Annotated in this window: 10 protein-coding genes; 5 read left to right on the top strand and 5 right to left on the bottom strand. The window is 66.1% G+C overall.

From position 1 onward, the window contains the following. The first annotated feature begins 94 nt into the window (after positions 1–94). From C7455_RS05855 to C7455_RS05845, 3 genes are all read left to right on the top strand, one after another. Complete coding sequence (locus C7455_RS05855; protein WP_109666468.1) at positions 95–2308, top strand: DEAD/DEAH box helicase; 2214 nt, start codon at positions 95–97, stop codon at positions 2306–2308. 519 nt (positions 2309–2827) lie between these two features. Beyond that, a complete protein-coding gene (locus C7455_RS05850) occupies positions 2828–3823 on the top strand; it encodes an efflux RND transporter periplasmic adaptor subunit (RefSeq protein ID WP_245904241.1) in 996 nt (331 codons plus the stop codon). Further along, positions 3820–7017, top strand: a complete 3198-nt coding sequence (locus C7455_RS05845) for an efflux RND transporter permease subunit (protein ID WP_109666463.1) — start codon at positions 3820–3822, stop codon at positions 7015–7017. The genes C7455_RS05850 and C7455_RS05845 overlap by 4 nt, the downstream gene beginning before the upstream one ends. 13 nt (positions 7018–7030) lie before the next feature. Here C7455_RS05845 and C7455_RS05840 read toward each other — a convergent pair whose 3' ends face one another. From C7455_RS05840 to C7455_RS05820, 5 genes are read right to left on the bottom strand one after another with little or no spacing between them, the layout of a single operon-like run. Beyond that, positions 7031–7420 (bottom strand): carboxymuconolactone decarboxylase family protein, encoded by a 390-nt coding sequence (locus C7455_RS05840; protein WP_109666461.1) that lies wholly within the window; start codon positions 7418–7420, stop codon positions 7031–7033. Positions 7421–7441: 21 nt separating this feature from the next. Continuing rightward, positions 7442–8332 (bottom strand): LysR family transcriptional regulator, encoded by an 891-nt coding sequence (locus C7455_RS05835; protein ID WP_109666460.1) that lies wholly within the window; start codon positions 8330–8332, stop codon positions 7442–7444. A gap of 7 nt (positions 8333–8339) precedes the next feature. After that, positions 8340–9857 (bottom strand): tripartite tricarboxylate transporter permease, encoded by a 1518-nt coding sequence (locus C7455_RS05830; RefSeq protein ID WP_109666458.1) that lies wholly within the window; start codon positions 9855–9857, stop codon positions 8340–8342. 27 nt (positions 9858–9884) lie between these two features. After that, positions 9885–10325, bottom strand: coding sequence for a tripartite tricarboxylate transporter TctB family protein (locus tag C7455_RS05825; RefSeq protein ID WP_245904240.1), 441 nt, complete (start codon positions 10323–10325; stop codon positions 9885–9887). Continuing rightward, on the bottom strand, positions 10322–11296 hold the full coding sequence (locus C7455_RS05820; protein WP_109666455.1) for a Bug family tripartite tricarboxylate transporter substrate binding protein: 975 nt from the start codon (positions 11294–11296) through the stop codon (positions 10322–10324). The genes C7455_RS05825 and C7455_RS05820 overlap by 4 nt, the downstream gene beginning before the upstream one ends. A gap of 387 nt (positions 11297–11683) precedes the next feature. Here C7455_RS05820 and C7455_RS05815 point away from each other — a divergent pair, with 387 nt between their 5' ends. Then, positions 11684–12655 (top strand): hydroxymethylglutaryl-CoA lyase, encoded by a 972-nt coding sequence (locus C7455_RS05815; RefSeq protein ID WP_109666454.1) that lies wholly within the window; start codon positions 11684–11686, stop codon positions 12653–12655. Beyond that, positions 12652–13839 carry a CaiB/BaiF CoA transferase family protein gene (locus C7455_RS05810; RefSeq protein WP_109666452.1) on the top strand — a complete coding sequence of 396 codons (1188 nt, stop codon included), beginning with the start codon at positions 12652–12654 and terminating at the stop codon, positions 13837–13839. Before C7455_RS05815 ends, C7455_RS05810 begins: the two co-directional genes overlap by 4 nt. Positions 13840–13851 lie beyond the last annotated feature (12 nt).

Raw genomic sequence — 13851 nt, 5'->3', positions numbered from 1 at the left:
TGCGCCGCATCTGCTGGACTCCGGCCGTGCGATACCCTAGCAGCGCAGACTTTGATGCGCCCCGCCGGCGCCTGACCGCACGGATACCGCCGCCATGATCCCGACCCTTGCCGAAGCCCTTGCCGAACGTGGCTATGACGCGCTGACCGATGTGCAGCAGGCTGTCACCGCGCCAGAGCTGGCCGAGGCCGATCTGCTGGTCTCCGCACAGACCGGGTCGGGCAAGACCGTGGGCTTTGGTCTCGCCATCGCGCAGACGCTGTTGGGCGGGGCCGAGCGCATGAGCCCGCCCGCCGCGCCCTTGGCGCTGGTGATCGCACCGACTCGCGAACTGGCGCTGCAGGTGCAGCGCGAACTGGAATGGCTTTACGCCAAGGCGGGCGCGCGGGTGGTGTCGTGCATCGGCGGCATGGACGCGCGCGAGGAACGCCGCGCGCTGGACCGGGGCGCGCATATCGTCGTCGGCACGCCGGGCCGGTTGCGCGACCACATCACGCGCCGCGCGCTCGACCTGACCGACATCCGCGCCATCGTTCTGGACGAGGCCGACGAGATGCTTGACCTCGGGTTCCGCGAGGATCTGGAATTCATGCTGGGCGAGGCGCCCGCCGATCGCCGCACGCTGATGTTCTCGGCCACGGTGCCGCCCGCCATCGCGGAACTGGCCAAGCAATTCCAGCGAGACGCCGTGCGCGTGACGACCGTGACGCGCGGCGCGCAGCATGCCGATATTGCATACCAGGTGGTGCAGGTCTCCGCCGCCGATGTGGAACATGCGATCATCAATCTGCTGCGCTATCACGATGCGCCGACCGCCATAGTCTTTGCCAATACCCGCGCGACGGTCGCACGGCTGGCGGCACGTCTGGCCAACCGCAGCCTGCCGGTCGTGACCCTGTCGGGCGAATTGAGCCAGGATGAACGCACCCATGCCCTGCAAGCCATGCGCGACGGGCGCGCGCGGGTCTGCGTGGCGACCGATGTGGCCGCGCGCGGCATCGACCTGCCCAAGCTCGATCTGGTGATCCACGCCGATCTGCCCACCAACACCGAGGCCCTGCTGCACCGCTCGGGCCGGACGGGCCGCGCGGGGCGCAAGGGCATTTCGGCGATGATCGTGCCCGACAAGATGACCGGCAAGGCGCAGCGCCTGCTGAAATGGTCCAAGATCGAGGCGGAGTGGGTCTTTGCCCCCACCGCTGACGAGGTGCTCGCGCTCGACGAGGCGCGGCTGTTGTCCGATGAGATCTGGACGAAACCGGCGAACGAGGGCGAGGCGGAGTTTTCCGCCAAGCTCATGGCCACGCATACACCCGAACAGATCGCCACCGCTTGCCTGCGGCTATACCGTGCCGGCCTGTCGGCGCCCGAGGAACTGAACGCGCCGGGCACATCCGCCCCCCGGGCCGAGCGTGCGACCTTTGGCCCCTCGGTCTGGTTCGAATTGTCGGTTGGCCAAGGCAAGCGGGCCGAGGCGCGCTGGCTTTTGCCGCTCTTGTGCCGGGCCGGGAACCTCGACAAGGCGCAAATCGGCAAGATCCGGGTTCAGGCCGACACAACGCTGGTCGAACTGGCCGAAGCCGCCGTGCCGGGGTTTTTGGCGCAGATCGGCCCGGGTGGTGTGTTGGAGGATGACGTGACCGCGCGTCAGATGGACGGCACGCCCGACATTGCCCCCCAGCCGCGCACGCCTTATGCCGAGCGGCCGCCGCGCTTGGATCGGCCGCCGCGCCCCGATCGCCCCGATCGCGCCCCGCGCCCGCCCCGGCCCGATGACGCCGTAGCGCGCCCGCGCAAGCCCGATGCGGCCAAGCCCTATACGCCGAAACCCCGCGACGAGGCTCCGCGTCCGCCCCGCCCCGATGTCGTGGTCCCCCGCCCCGTCGCGCCCCCCCGTTCAGAGGACGCGCCCGCCCCCGCGCGCAAGCCCGACTACAAACCGTCCAAACCCTACAAGCCGCGAGAAGCGGGCGCGGCACCGGCCCGTACCGGTGGCAAGCCCTACGCCAAGGCCGGCCCGCGCGATGACGCCCGCGGCGGGCCCAAGGACGGCCCGCGCAAGCCGCGCGGTCCCGAGGGAAAGAAGGAATGGGTCAAGCCCAAGCATGACCACACGCCCAAACCCCCCGAGGCCGGCCCGCGTGCCGGGGCCTCCGACACTTCCAAGCGGATGGAACGCCCGGGTGCGAAACCGCGCCCGTCCGGTCCGGGAAAACCCGGTGGACCCGGCGGCAAGCCGCGCAGCCCGGGTGGCTCCGGCAAGCCGCCGCGCAAGGGTGGCGGTGCGCCTCCGCGTCGCAAGGGCTGACAAGGCACGGCCGCGCAGTCTACGGCTGGCCGCCGATGGCGCCAAGGCGACGTCCATGCCCGGTCTGATTGAGCATCACACAGATCGGCCCGAAATTATCCACCAGTGCCACTTGCGTCAGGTTGGGCAGCTGTAAGGCGCGTCTGCCGACCACAGGTGCAGCCACAAACTGTCGGGGGCATCGATCAGCCCTGCATAAGGCGCCTTCACCATGTGCCCGACCCGCCTGACCATTGCCCTGCCGACAGGTCGAAAGCGCCTTTGCAATGACCGCTGTCTTGGGGGACTGCGACGATGCGCAACATGCCCAAGACCCCGCGGGACGGTCGGATCGAACCGTCCCGACGCGGACCCGTGCAGCAAGTCCCCCGCCGCATATCTTTGAGAGACAAGAAATCGTTTTCGCGAAAGCTGTTGCCGAAAGGCCGGCATAACGCCATCCGTCGGCCGATATCCATTGATTTACAAAGTCAACAGTCTTAAATCACAAGCCGACGCACTCTAAGGAGCCTGACGCCCATGACATCCGCAGAAATAAGGCGGTGGCCCGTTCGCGGTCTTTTGGGGGCACTGGCCCTTGGCCTGTCTCTGTGCTCGGCCATGGCCGACACGCCCCATCCGGTCGTCATGCAACAGGTCACCGACTGGAAATCGGTCTATGGGGTGGTCCAGCCCCGCCGCGAAGTGCCCGCCCGCGCGCGCCTTGGCGGCACGCTTGAGATGCTCGACATCATCGAGGGGCAAGAGGTCGAGGCCGGTCAGGTCTTGGGCCGCGTTGTCGATCTGTCGCTTGAATTCCGGCTTGCCGCCAATGCCGCCCAGCTTGAGGCGCTGCAGTCGCAACTGGACAACGCGCAATCCGAACTGACCCGGGGCGAGGAATTGCTGGCGCGCGGCGTGACCACGGTCCAGCGGATCGACGCGCTGCGCACACAGGTCGAGGTGTTGCAAAACCAGATCGTCGCCCTCCAGTCCGAAGGGCGCGTGATCACCCAGCAGCTCGCCGAAGGCGAGGTGCTGGCCCCCATCGCGGGCCGCGTGCTGACCGTTCCCGTTGCCGCCGGTGCCGTGCTGATGCCCGGAGAGCCGGTGGCGACCATCGGCGGCGGCGGTATCTTCTTGCGGCTTGCCGTGCCCGAACGCCACGCGCCATTGCTGACCGAAGGCGATCCGATCGAGATCGACACCGGCGCGGGCGCCGCGACCGGTCGGCTTGCCCGCATCTATCCGCAGATCGAGAACGGCCGCGTTCTGGCTGACGTGGAGGTCGAAGGGCTGGACGCCCGTTTCGTCAACGCCCGTGTGCTGGTGCGCCTGCCGATTGGCACCCGCGACGCGATCCTTGTGCCGGAGGCGGCGCTGACACAGCGCTTCGGCCTCGACTACATCCGTGTGGGGGACACCGACCCGCGTGAGGTCGTCGTTCGGATCGGCGAGCGTCATGATATTGACGGTCACTTCATGGTCGAGATCCTTGCCGGTGTGTCTGCCGGTGCCATGGTCATCGTGCCATGAGCGCGCCGACACCGGGGCAACCCGTCAGCCTTGGCCTTGCGGGCAACCTGACCAAGGGGTTCATCCGCTCGCCCTTGACGCCGCTTCTGATGCTGGCGGCTTTGGCGATGGGCGTCATTGCGCTGCTGTCCGTCCCGCGCGAGGAGGAACCGCAGATCTCGGTTCCCATGGTCAACATTCTCGTGGCAGCGCCGGGGCTGGTGGCCGATGACGTGGTCAACCTTGTCACCGAGCCGCTTGAGGGCATCTTGCGCGCCATCGCCGACGTGGAACATGTCTATTCCCAGACGCGCGACTACCAGACCATGCTGACCGCGCGCTTTGATGTCGGAACCTCTTCGGATGCCGCCATCTTGCGGGTGCATGAACGCATCCGCGCCAACATGGACCGCATACCCATAGGCATTCCCGAACCGCTGATCATCGGGCGCGGGATCGACGATGTGGCCATCGTCACCCTGACGCTGACTGCCACTGACGGTTCCGAAGTTGGCGCAAACGCGCTTTCCGATATCGCGCGCGAGTTGCGGGGCCAGATCCAGCGGATCGAGGATGTGGGCCTGACCTATATCGTCGGCGAGGCGTCCGAGGCGATCCGTGTCACCCCCGACCCCGAACGGCTTGCGCTGCATGGTGTCACGCTCCAGCAACTGGCCCAAAAGGTCGCGGGCGCCAATACGATGATGAACGCCGGCACGTTGTTCGAGGGCGGGCAGGAGGTGGCGTTGCTGGCAGGGCAAAGCCTTGTCTCGCCAGCCGAAATCGGTGGCCTGCTGCTGACCACCCGCGATGAGCGCCCCGTCTATGTCGCCGATGTCGCCGACATCACCTTCGTCGAGGATATGGCCGATCACGTCGTCACGCAGGTGACGCGCGCCGCGGATGGCAGTCTTGACCGCCGCCCGGCGGTGACGCTCGCGATCGCCAAGCGCGGTGGCGCCAATGCCGTGACCGTGGCCGAAGAGATCCTGACCCGCGTCGCGGCGCTGCAGGGCAGCCTGATCCCCGACAGCGTGACCGTCGACATCACCCGTGATTACGGCGACACGGCGCAGCACAAGGCCGACAAGCTGCTGGTCAAGCTGTTCCTTGCCACGCTGTCCATCGTGGCGCTGACGCTGGTCACCATCGGTTGGCGCGAGGCGATCGTGGTCGCCATCGTGATCCCGGTCACGATCTTGCTGACGCTGTTTGCGGCATGGGCCATGGGCTACACGCTGAACCGGGTGTCGCTGTTCGCGCTGATCTTTTCCATCGGGATCCTTGTGGACGACGCCATCGTGGTGATCGAGAACATCGCGCGGCACTGGGCGATGAAGGACGGGCGCAGCAAGCTTCAGGCCGCCATCGACGGCGTGGCCGAAGTGGGCAACCCCACCATCGTCGCCACGCTTACCGTGGTGGCAGCCCTGTTGCCGATGCTGTTCGTGTCGGGCCTGATGGGCCCCTACATGAGCCCGATCCCTGCCGTGGCCTCGGCCGCGATGATCCTGTCCTTTTTCATCGCCGTCATGGTCACGCCCTGGCTGATGCTGAAAATCTCGGGAAACGCGCCGATCCATGGTGATCACGGCGCGCATGGCGGATTTCTGGGGCGCATCTACACCGCCGTCGCGCGGCCGATCCTCAAGACGAAAGCCCGCTCGGGCCTGTTCCTGATCGTGGTCACGGTGCTGTCCTTCGGGTCACTCGCCGCGCTTTACACGCAACACGTCACCGTCAAGCTGCTGCCCTATGACAACAAGGACGAGCTGGCGGTCGTCTTCGATCTGCCCGAAGGTGCGTCGCTTGCCGCGACCGATGCCGTGGCGCGGGCCGTGGCCGAGGTGGCGCTGTCCCTTCCCGAAGTCCGGTCGGTCGAAACCTATGCCGGAACCGCCGCGCCGTTCAATTTCAACGGGCTGGTACGCCACTACTTCCTGCGCCAGTCGCCGCATATGGGCGATGTGCAGATCAATCTGGGCGAGCGTGAGCGCACCAGCCACGAAATCGCACTGGACCTGCGCGACCGTCTGACCGCGCTGACCCTGCCCGAGGGCACGCGCATCCGAACGGTGGAACCGCCCCCCGGCCCCCCGGTCATGGCGACCCTGCTGGCCGAGGTCTATGGCCCCGACACTGAGACCCGCCGCGCCGTTGCGCAGGAAGTGCGCAGGGCCTTCGAAAGCGTCGATTTCATCGTCGACATCGACGACACCTTCGCCACGCCCGCGCCGCGTCTTCGGCTGCTGATCTCGCCCGATGATCTTGAGTTTCACGGCGTGGCCGAGGGCGATGTGCTGAACACGATCGCCACGCTGAACGGCAGCACCGTGGTGGGCTATTCCCATCGCGGCCTTGGCCGTGACCCGCTGGCCATCGTGATCGGCCCGGATCGCGGCCAGCGCGTGCTGGATGAGGCGTTCCTGTCCACGCCGGTTCCCGCCAACCTCTTGCCCGGCGCGCGCGGCGTCGTGGAACTGGGCGATGTGGTGCGGGTGGTCGAGGAAACCGCCAGCCCGATGATCTACCGACGCAACGGACGGCCCGCCGAGATGGTGATGGCCGAACTGGCAGGCCGGTTCGAGGCGCCGCTTTACGGCATCATCGCGGTCGGCGAAGCGCTGGAGGCCGCCGATTGGGGCGACACCCCCCGCCCCGAAGTACGCCTGAACGGCCAGCCAACGGACGAGAGCACCCCCACCATCTTGTGGGACGGCGAGTGGGAGGTGACATGGGTCACCTTCCGCGACATGGGCGCAGCCTTCGGTGTGGCGCTTTTGGGCATCTATGTGCTGGTCGTCGCGCAATTCGGGTCGTTCCGCCTGCCGCTCGTCGTGCTGACGCCGGTGCCGCTGACCTTTCTGGGCATCATGCTGGGCCATTGGCTCTGGGCGGCACCCTTCAGCGCCACATCCATGATCGGCTTCATCGCGCTGGCGGGCATCATCGTGCGCAACTCGATCCTGCTGGTCGATTTCATCCGCCACGCCGACACCACCGGCAAAAGCCAGATCGACATCTTGATCGAGGCGGGCGCGATCCGGTTCAAGCCGATCTTGCTGACGGCGCTGGCCGCCATGTTCGGCGCGATCATCATCCTGAGTGACCCGATCTTTCAGGGCCTCGCTCTGTCGCTGCTGTTCGGTCTGGCCAGTTCCACGATCCTGACCGTGCTGGTGATCCCGGCGATCTACCGGGTGCTGAAAACCTGAAACCGGGCGCGGGCTACAAAAGCCCGCGTTCCTCCAGCACCTTGCGCGCGGTGCGGAAACAATCATGCGCCTGCGGCACGCCGCAATAGATCGCCACGACATGGCAGATTGCGCGGATCTCCTCCATGGTGACGCCGTTGTTCAGCGCGCCCCGGCAATGGATTTCCCATTCGTGCATCTTGCCTAGCGCGCCCAGCATGGCGAGGTTCATCATGCTGCGCGTCTTGGCGTCTATGGCGTCATCGCCCCAGCCAAAGCCCCAGCACCATGCCGTCATCGCGTCTTGAAAGCCGCGCGTGAACTCATCGGCCCCATCGAGGCTTTTCTGAACATAGTCATCGCCCAATGTCGCCTTGCGCCGTTCCAGACCTTTTTCGAACAGATCCTCGTCAAAGGTTCCCATCCTATTCCCTTTCGTGTTCCGTCATTCCGCCTGTCCGCGCAGCGTGGCGATCAGGCATGCTGTCTGCGGGCTGATCGCGCCCGGGTCGCGCACCGCCAGCACCAACTCGCGCGTTGCCCAAGGCTCGTCCAACGGCACCATCGCAAGGCGCGTGGAATCCAGATAGGGCTCCACCGCACCGAAGGGCAGGACCGCGATGCCAAGCCGCGCCTGCACCATGCGCCGCACACCGTCAAAGCTTTGCACAGCCACCTGACGTAGGATGCGCGTGCCGATCTCTTCAGCGCGGCGGTCAAGCCATGTCTGGATCGAACTGCCCGTCTGAAGCGCCACAAAGGGTTCGTTCACGACATCGGCCAGCCTCAGGGCCTGCCGCGTGGCCAGCGCATGATCAGAGGGCATCACCACCACCAGCGTGTCCCGCCGATAGGGCATCAGGGTCAGCCCGGACCCTTCGGTCAGGCCCGAATAGATCCCCAGATCCGCGCGTCCGGCGCGCACGGCCTCGATCACCTCGACGCTCGTCATCTCGGTCAGGTGCACGCTCAGATCGGGGTGGGCCGCCACGAATTCGGCCAGATCCTCGGGCAGGAATTGCGAGATCGACGAACTGTTCGCCGCCACCCGGATCGCGCCGCGCCGCCCGGTGGCGTGCGCGCCCATCTCGGCCTCCATCCGGTCGACGGCATCGCGCAGCGCCTCGGCATGCCGCAGAAGGTCTTTACCGGCGGCCGTCAGATCGACGCCCCGCCGATGCCTTTGCAAAAGCGCCGCACCCACCTCCACCTCCAGATCGGCCATCCGCTTGCTCACCGCCGAGGGCACCAGCCCGTGCAGCGCCGCCGCGTGGGCGATGCTGCCGCTGGCCGCGACGCTGCGAAACAGCGCCAGCGTGACCAGATCGTAGGCCATCGGCCGATCAGCCCTCGGTCAGGCGTTCGGCCTTGGTCTGCTTGTGGTCGCGTACGGCCAGCCAGACCGACAGCGCGAGAAAGCCGATGGTCAGGGCGTAGAGCGTGATCGAGATGGGGCTGGCGATCAAGATGCCCCAATCCCCGCCCGAGATCGACATCGCGCGCCGCAGGTTGCGCTCCATGTCGCCGCCGAGCAGCAGGCCGAGCACGAGGGGCACAAGGCTGATGTCCAGCTTGCGCAAGATGTAGCCCAGCACCCCGAAGAAAACCATGAGCTTGAGGTCGAAGATCGAGTTCGAAATACCATAGACGCCGACAAAGGTGATCGCCGCCACAACCGGCATCAACGCCCATGTCGGCGTCATCATCAGCCGGGTGAAGATGCCGATCATCGGCAGGTTCAGGACCAGCAGCGCGATATTGGCGAGGTAGAGCGACGCGACCAGACCCCAGACCAGATCGGGCTGGCGTTCGAACAATAGCGGCCCCGGCTGCACGTTGAGCGAGATCAGCATCGCCAGCAGCACCGCCGTTGTCCCCGACCCCGGCACGCCCAGCGACAGCATCGGGATCAGCGCGCCGCCCGCGGCCGAATTGTTCCCCGCCTCCGGCGCCGCGACGCCGCGTGGGTCGCCCTTGCCGAAGGTGCCGTTCTTGTTCGATTTCTGCTTCTCGAACACATAGGCCATGAACGAGCCCAGAGACGCGCCCGCGCCGGGCAGAACCCCCGCGACGAACCCGATCCCCGACCCGCGCAGCATCGCCCAGCGAGTCGGCCAGATCGCGGACCATTGCGGCAACCAGCGGTCGACCTTGATCGCCTTGGGGCGGTCCTTGGCGGTCTTTTCGAGCAGCAGCAAGATTTCCGAGATGGCGAACAGGCCCACCAGCGCGATGATTGGCTGAATGCCGTCATACAGATGGAAACTGTCCATGGTATAGCGCGGTACGCCGGAAATCGGGTCGATCCCCACGGTGGCCATCATCAGGCCGATGGCGGCGGACAGCAACGTCTTGCGCGGGTCCACCCCCGCGATGCCGCCGATGGTGGCAAAGGCAAGGATGTAGAGGGCGAAGTAATCCGCAGGCCCGAAATGGATCGCCGCGCGCGCCAGCACCGGGGCAAACAGCGACAGGCCGATCACCGCGATGGTCGCGCCGACAAAGGACGCCACGCCCGAGATCGCCAGCGCGTTCGCCGCCTGCCCCTGCACCGCCATCGGGTAGCCGTCGAGCGTGGTCATGATCGCGGGCTCGTCGCCCGGAATGTTGAGCAGGATCGAACTGATGCGCCCGCCATACATGCAGCCGAAATAGACCGCGCAGAGCAAGATCAGCGAGGATGTGGGATCGAACCCGAAGGCAAAGGTCAGCGGGATCAGAACCGCCACCCCGTTGACCGGCCCAAGGCCGGGCAGCGCGCCCAAAAGCGTGCCGACAAAGCAGCCCAACAGCAAAAGGCCGATGTTGAGCGGCGTCAGCGCGATCAGAAATCCGTTGCCGATCAGCGAGAACACTTCCATGAACGGTCTCCCCTCGCCCGTCCGGCCCTAGCCGAAGAGCGTCCCCAGAAAATCGAGCGGCAATCCAAGCACCTGGTCGAACAGCGCCCAGAGCCCCGGTCCGAACACGGCCCCAAGCGCCAGCGCACGCCAGGGTGACCCCCCCATGATGAAACCGATCAGCGCGATCAGCGCCGCCGTAGCGATCGGGAAACCGACCTCCTCCATCACCAGCGTGTAGCCTACGAAGGCAGCCAGCGCGGCCGCCTGCCGCCAAAGCCTGTCCCGCCCGGGCCATGCGACATCGCCGGTGGGAAACACCACCAGCGAGGCCGACAGGATCATCATCGGAATGCCGACGATGACTGGAAATACCGAAGGGCCGAGCACATCACCAAAGGTGATGAGATATTGCTGCGACTGAAGCGTGTAGAGCGCCGCGATCGCAAAGACCGCGGCGCCGAAGAGCCTGACGCTCATTCGTGTCATTGAATGATCCCGATATCGCGCGAGATCTCTTCCATGACGGCAGCCTGTTCCCGCACGAAGGCTTCGAACTCGGCCCCGCCGCGCCAGATCGGCACAAGGCCGGCCGAGGTGGCCGCTTCCTGCCAGTTCGTGGAATTGTAGAGCGTTTCAAGCCGCTCGACCCAAGCCGCATAGGCTTCGTCAGAGACCTGACCACCAGTGTAGAGGCCGCGCCAGTTATAGCCGGTCACGTCCACGCCAAGAGATATCGCGGTCGGGATGTCGGGGAAGGCCGGGATCGGATCGTCCGACAGCGCCGCAAGGACGCGGATATCACCCGATTCCACAAAGCCTGCGATCTCGCCAAGGTCGGTCGAGACCACCGAGATCTGGCCGCCCATCATCTGGGTCACGGCGTCGGTGCCACCATCGAATTGCACCCAGCGGATCGCGCCGAGATCCTCGATGCCGGCATCTTGCGCCACCATCAGCAGGCGGATGTGGTCCCAACCGCCGGCACCCGACGACCCTCCGGTGACCAGCGCCGAGGGATCGGCGACCATGGCGGCGGTCAGCTCTGCCAAGGTCTGGATCGGGCTGTCATTGTCGACCGCGATCACGCCCACGTCGGCACCCAGCATTGCAAGGTAGCGCATGGTTTCCAGCGGCGCGGGATAGCGGCCCTGCGCCATCTGCGTCACGCCGACGGTCGAGGTGGCGACGATCAGGTCCTCATCGCCCGGGCGATCATTGGCGACCATGGCAAAGGCAACGGCGCCGACACCGCCGGCCATGTTGGTCACCTGAACGTTGCCTTGGACGAGGCCAAGCTCGCTCAGCACGCGGCCGATCGTGCGGCAGGTGAAATCCCAGCCGCCGCCGGGGTTCGATGGGGCGATGCATTCGGCGGCCGTTGCCGGTGCTGCCGTCACGGTCAGCGCCGCCGCCAGCACAGCCCCGAGTTTCACGGATGTCAGTGTGCGAAGGGTCATAGGTCTATCCTCCCTTGGAAAAACGAATAGCAGGGAAGGGTATCAAAACGCGTTTTGCAAGTGACCATGACAAGCGTTCACATCTGCCATCGCAATATTTCATGGCAGACGGATGGTTGGCGATATCAAGCTGCATCGCAGAAAAGTATCTGGAAAATGGGCATAATTTATTGAAAAAATTTATGTTTTTAATCTTTAGGCGGTCTTTTCACACGCAAGTGTATCCCTTTCCGGGCGGGAATTTTCTGCCCATGCAGCATAAAGGATCAAGATGCGGCAGGGCGGTCCGGTGACGAGACGACCCTTGCCGACGTGAAATCCGGCGCGCCAATATGGACGGGACGCAGTGTGAACCGCTGCTCTGACCGATCCCGCAAAGGATATTCCATGGCCGCCACCGCATCGCTACAGACCGCGCCCGTGCCCGAAGGTGCCCCTATCACCGTCTGCGAGGTCGGCCCCCGCGACGGCTTCCAGATCGAGGCCGCCTTCATCCCGACCGCGAAGAAGATCGAGATCATCAACGCGCTCTTCGCCTCCGGCATTCGCGCGATGCAGGTCACCTCCTTCGTCAGCCCCCGCGCCGTGCCGCAACTGGCCGACGCCGAGGCGGTGCTAGCGGGGATCGACCGGCCCGAGGGGGCGTTGATCACCGCGCTCATTCCCAACCTCAAGGGCGCCGAGCGGGCTGCAGGCTGCGGCGTCGATGCCGTCCACACGGTCGTCTCCGCGTCCGAGACCCACAACCTCAAGAACGTGAACCGCTCCATTGACGCCTCGCTCAAGGATTTTGAGGCGGTCTTCACGCTGCTCGACAATTCCGGCATCGCCGTCGAGGGCGGCATCGCCACCGCCTTCGGCTGCCCGTTCGAAGGCATCGTGCCCCCCGAGCAGGTCGCCCGCATCGCCAAGCGCTATCAGGACCTCGGCGCGACATCCGTGGGCCTTGGCGATACCACCGGCATGGCGACCCCGGCCACAGTCCGCGCCGCCGTCCGCGCGATCCGGGCCGAGGCGCCGGGCTTGGGCATCGGGCTGCACTTCCACAACACCCGCGGCGTAGGCCTTGCGTGTGTCATGACCGGACTGGCCGAGGGCGTGACCCATTACGACGCCTCCGTCGGCGGCTTGGGCGGCTGCCCCTTCGCCGCGGGGGCCACCGGAAACATCTGCACCGAGGATCTGATCTACCTTCTGAACGAAAGCGGCTATGACACCGGTGTCGATCTCGACCGCCTTGTCGGCGCCGCCCGCCTTACCCAGGCCACCCTAGGCCGCGAGTTGCCCGGGCAGGTCCTCAAATCCGGCCCGCGCCTGCGCCGCTACGACCCCGGCTTGACCGCCACGGCGGCGGGATGACGGCGCTTCCCCTCTCCGGCGTGCGGGTGATCGACCTTACCCGCATTCTCTCCGGTCCGTTCTGCGCCATGATCCTTGGCGACCTCGGGGCCGACGTCATCAAGATCGAGGCGCCGGGAGGCGACCATGTCCGCGGGCAGGGCGAAAAGGTTGATGGGTTTTCCTGGTATTTCGCCAGTTTCAACCGCAACAAGCGGTCGGTCGTGCTGGACCTGCGCAAGCCTGAAGGGCTGGCGGTGCTGGAACGGTTGCTGGCGGATGCCGACATCCTGACCGAGAACTTCCGCCCCGGTGTGCTGTCCGAAATGGGCTTCACGCCCGAACGGCTGGCGCAGATCAACCCCCGCCTGATCGTTGTCAGCGTGAACGGCTACGGTTCGACCGGCCCATATGCCGACCGCCCCGCCTTCGACTTCATCGCGCAGGCCATGTCGGGCTACATGACCACCAACGGCAGGCCGGACACCGGCCCCTTGCGCACCGGCCCGCCGCTCACCGACCTGGTCGCGGGCCTCTACGCCGCGCTCGGCGCCGTGGCGGCGCTGACGGGTCGAGACAGGGGTGGCCCGGCGCAAAGGGTCGAGGCGTCGATGATGATGTCGACGATGTCGATGCTGGCCTATCTCTCGGCCAACGCGCTCGTCACCGGCCGCGACCCGGTGCCCACGGGCAACGACCATCCCATCGCCTCGCCTTATGGTCTGTTTCGCGCGCAAGATGGCGACATTGCCATCGCCCCCTCGACCCTTCCCATCGTCAAGCGGCTTTTGGCCGAGATCGGTTTGCCCGATCTTTTGTCCGACCCGCGCTTTGCCGACAACGCGGCGCGGCTGGCCAACCGCCCGGCATTGAACGCGCTGATCGACGCGGCGCTGGCCCAAGACACGCAAGAAAACTGGATCGCCCGCCTGAATGCTGCGGGCGTGCCCTGCGGCCGGGTGCAGACTTTGACCGAGGCGCTGGCCGACCCGCAGGTCGCCGCGCAGGACATGGTGCTGGAGGTGCCCCATCCCGGTCATGGTACCGTCAAAATGGTCGGCTTTCCGGTGAAATTCTCGGAAACACCCCTGCAAGTCCGCCATCCCGCCCCCGATCTGGGGGCGCACAGCGACGAGGTTCTGGCCGAGGCCGGGTTCGATCCGACTCGCATCGCAGAGTTGCGCGCCGCGGGCGTGATCGGCTGAGGCTGGTGACCC

The sequence above is a fragment of the Roseicyclus mahoneyensis genome, assembly GCF_003148775.1.
GTDB lineage: Bacteria > Pseudomonadota > Alphaproteobacteria > Rhodobacterales > Rhodobacteraceae > Roseicyclus > Roseicyclus mahoneyensis.
The sequence above is the reverse complement of the archived record's forward strand: the minus strand, read 5'-3'. Positions and strand labels throughout refer to the sequence as shown.

Bases quoted from the DNA above. Each gene is read 5' to 3' on its own strand.
- C7455_RS05825 (WP_245904240.1), bottom strand. From the start codon at position 10,325: ATGACACGAATGAGCGTCAGGCTCTTCGGCGCCGCGGTCTTTGCGATC.
- C7455_RS05855 (WP_109666468.1), top strand. From the start codon at position 95: ATGATCCCGACCCTTGCCGAAGCCCTTGCCGAACGTGGCTATGACGCG.
- C7455_RS05840 (WP_109666461.1), bottom strand. From the start codon at position 7,420: ATGGGAACCTTTGACGAGGATCTGTTCGAAAAAGGTCTGGAACGGCGC.
- C7455_RS05830 (WP_109666458.1), bottom strand. From the start codon at position 9,857: ATGGAAGTGTTCTCGCTGATCGGCAACGGATTTCTGATCGCGCTGACG.
- C7455_RS05835 (WP_109666460.1), bottom strand. From the start codon at position 8,332: ATGGCCTACGATCTGGTCACGCTGGCGCTGTTTCGCAGCGTCGCGGCC.
- C7455_RS05810 (WP_109666452.1), top strand. From the start codon at position 12,652: ATGACGGCGCTTCCCCTCTCCGGCGTGCGGGTGATCGACCTTACCCGC.
- C7455_RS05815 (WP_109666454.1), top strand. From the start codon at position 11,684: ATGGCCGCCACCGCATCGCTACAGACCGCGCCCGTGCCCGAAGGTGCC.
- C7455_RS05820 (WP_109666455.1), bottom strand. From the start codon at position 11,296: ATGACCCTTCGCACACTGACATCCGTGAAACTCGGGGCTGTGCTGGCG.
- C7455_RS05845 (WP_109666463.1), top strand. From the start codon at position 3,820: ATGAGCGCGCCGACACCGGGGCAACCCGTCAGCCTTGGCCTTGCGGGC.
- C7455_RS05850 (WP_245904241.1), top strand. From the start codon at position 2,828: ATGACATCCGCAGAAATAAGGCGGTGGCCCGTTCGCGGTCTTTTGGGG.